At 55.7% G+C, this 2,135-nt stretch carries 1 protein-coding gene; it reads left to right on the forward strand.

Annotated elements, in window-relative coordinates; genetic code table 11:
• Window positions 1-1,977 (forward strand): ATP-dependent Clp protease ATP-binding subunit (locus VU18_RS03380; RefSeq protein ID WP_047757664.1); only part of this gene is annotated, 1,977 nt, incomplete at its 5' end.
• Window positions 1,978-2,135: the final 158 nt, after the last annotated feature.

A 2,135-nucleotide genomic window follows, 5' to 3' on the forward strand; every position in this document is an offset into this window, starting at 1 on the left:
TTGATCGGCGAGCCGGGCGTCGGGAAGACCGCTATTGTCGAAGGGCTCGCTCAACGCATCGTGCGCAAAGATGTCCCGGAAGGGCTGAAAGACAAAACGATTTTCGCTCTTGATATGAGCGCGCTCGTCGCCGGAGCAAAGTTTCGCGGTGAATTTGAAGAACGGCTGAAAGCGGTGTTAAACGAAATCAAAAAAAGCGACGGCCGCATCATATTGTTCATTGACGAGCTGCATACGATCGTCGGCGCCGGCAGAGCGGAAGGGGCGATTGACGCCGGCAATATGCTCAAGCCGATGCTTGCCCGCGGCGAGTTGCGCTGCATCGGGGCGACGACGCTTGATGAGTACCGGCAATACATCGAAAAAGACCCGGCGCTCGAGCGCCGCTTCCAACAAGTGCTTGTCCAAGAGCCGAGTGTCGAGGACACGATTTCGATTTTGCGCGGATTGAAAGAACGGTATGAAGTGCACCATGGAGTGAAAATCCACGATCGCGCGCTCGTCGCGGCCGCCGTTTTGTCCGACCGTTACATCTCTGACCGCTTTTTGCCTGACAAAGCGATCGATTTGGTCGATGAAGCGTGCGCGACGATCCGGACGGAAATGGAATCGATGCCGTCGGAGCTGGACGAAGTGATGCGCCGCGTCATGCAGCTTGAAATTGAAGAGGCGGCCTTAAGCAAAGAAACGGATGAAGCGAGCCGCGAGCGGCTTGCGGCATTGCAAAAAGAACTTGCCGATTTGCGTGAAAAGGCGAACGCCATGAAAGCGCAATGGCAAAAAGAAAAAGAGGCGCTTGACCGCGTCCGCCGTTTGCGCGAGGCGCTCGAGCGGGCAAAACGCGAACTGGAAGAGGCGGAAAACGAGTATGATTTAAACAAGGCGGCGGAGCTTCGCCATGGCCGCATTCCGCAGTTGGAAAAGCAACTCAAACAGCTCGAGCAAGAAATCAGTGAGCAAAGTGAAGGGAAATTGCTGCGCGAGGAAGTGACGGAAGAAGAGATTGCCGAAATCGTGTCACGCTGGACTGGCATTCCGCTCACCCGCCTCGTCGAGGGAGAGAGGGAAAAGCTGCTTCGCCTTCATGAATTGCTGCATAGACGGGTCATCGGTCAAGACGAAGCGGTCGAGCTTGTCGCTGACGCCGTCTTGCGGGCGCGGGCCGGCATGAAAGACCCGAACCGCCCGATCGGATCGTTTTTGTTCCTCGGACCGACCGGCGTCGGCAAAACGGAACTGGCCAAAGCGCTCGCCGAGGCGCTGTTTGACAGTGAGGAGCAGCTCATCCGTCTTGACATGTCCGAGTATATGGAAAAACACGCCGTCTCCCGCTTGATCGGAGCGCCGCCCGGCTATGTCGGCTATGAGGAAGGCGGCCAGCTGACCGAGGCGGTGCGGCGCAAGCCGTATTCCGTTCTGTTGTTCGATGAAATCGAAAAAGCTCATCCGGAAGTGTTCAACATCCTGCTGCAGCTGCTGGATGACGGACGGCTCACCGATTCGCAAGGGCGGACGGTCGACTTTAAAAACACGGTCGTCATTATGACATCGAACATCGGATCGCCGCTGTTGTTAGAAAACAAACATGGCGACATCGATGAAGAAACGCGCAAACAAGTGTTTGACCAACTGCGCGCCCATTTCCGCCCAGAATTTTTAAACCGGATCGACGATATCGTCTTATTTAAGCCATTGTCGATGAATGAAGTGAAAGGCATCGTCGAAAAGTTCGCCCGCGAGCTGTCGGCCCGTTTGGCCGATCGGCATATCGAACTCGTGCTGACCGAAGCGGCGAAGCAATACATCGCCGAAGCGGGCTTCGACCCAGTATACGGCGCCCGCCCGCTCAAACGGTTTATGCAAAAGCAAATCGAAACGCCGCTTGCGAAAGAGCTGATCGCTGGGCGGGTGAAAGATTACAGCACCGTCACGGTCGATGTTGACAACGGGCAGATCGCCATTCGTCCGTCGGCGTAAACGAGCTGAAGGGGGCGCCGACGACGCGGAGAGACGTGCTTCTTGTCTGCCGGGGTTGGTCGCATTGTTTGAGCATGGGCGGAAAACACAAGCCCAGATCAATATGGATGGAATGCTCCTCCACTTACACCTATATAGATGCAACGAAAAAGTTTAAC

Source organism: Geobacillus sp. ZGt-1 (assembly GCF_001026865.1).
Lineage (GTDB): Bacteria > Bacillota > Bacilli > Bacillales > Anoxybacillaceae > Geobacillus > Geobacillus thermoleovorans.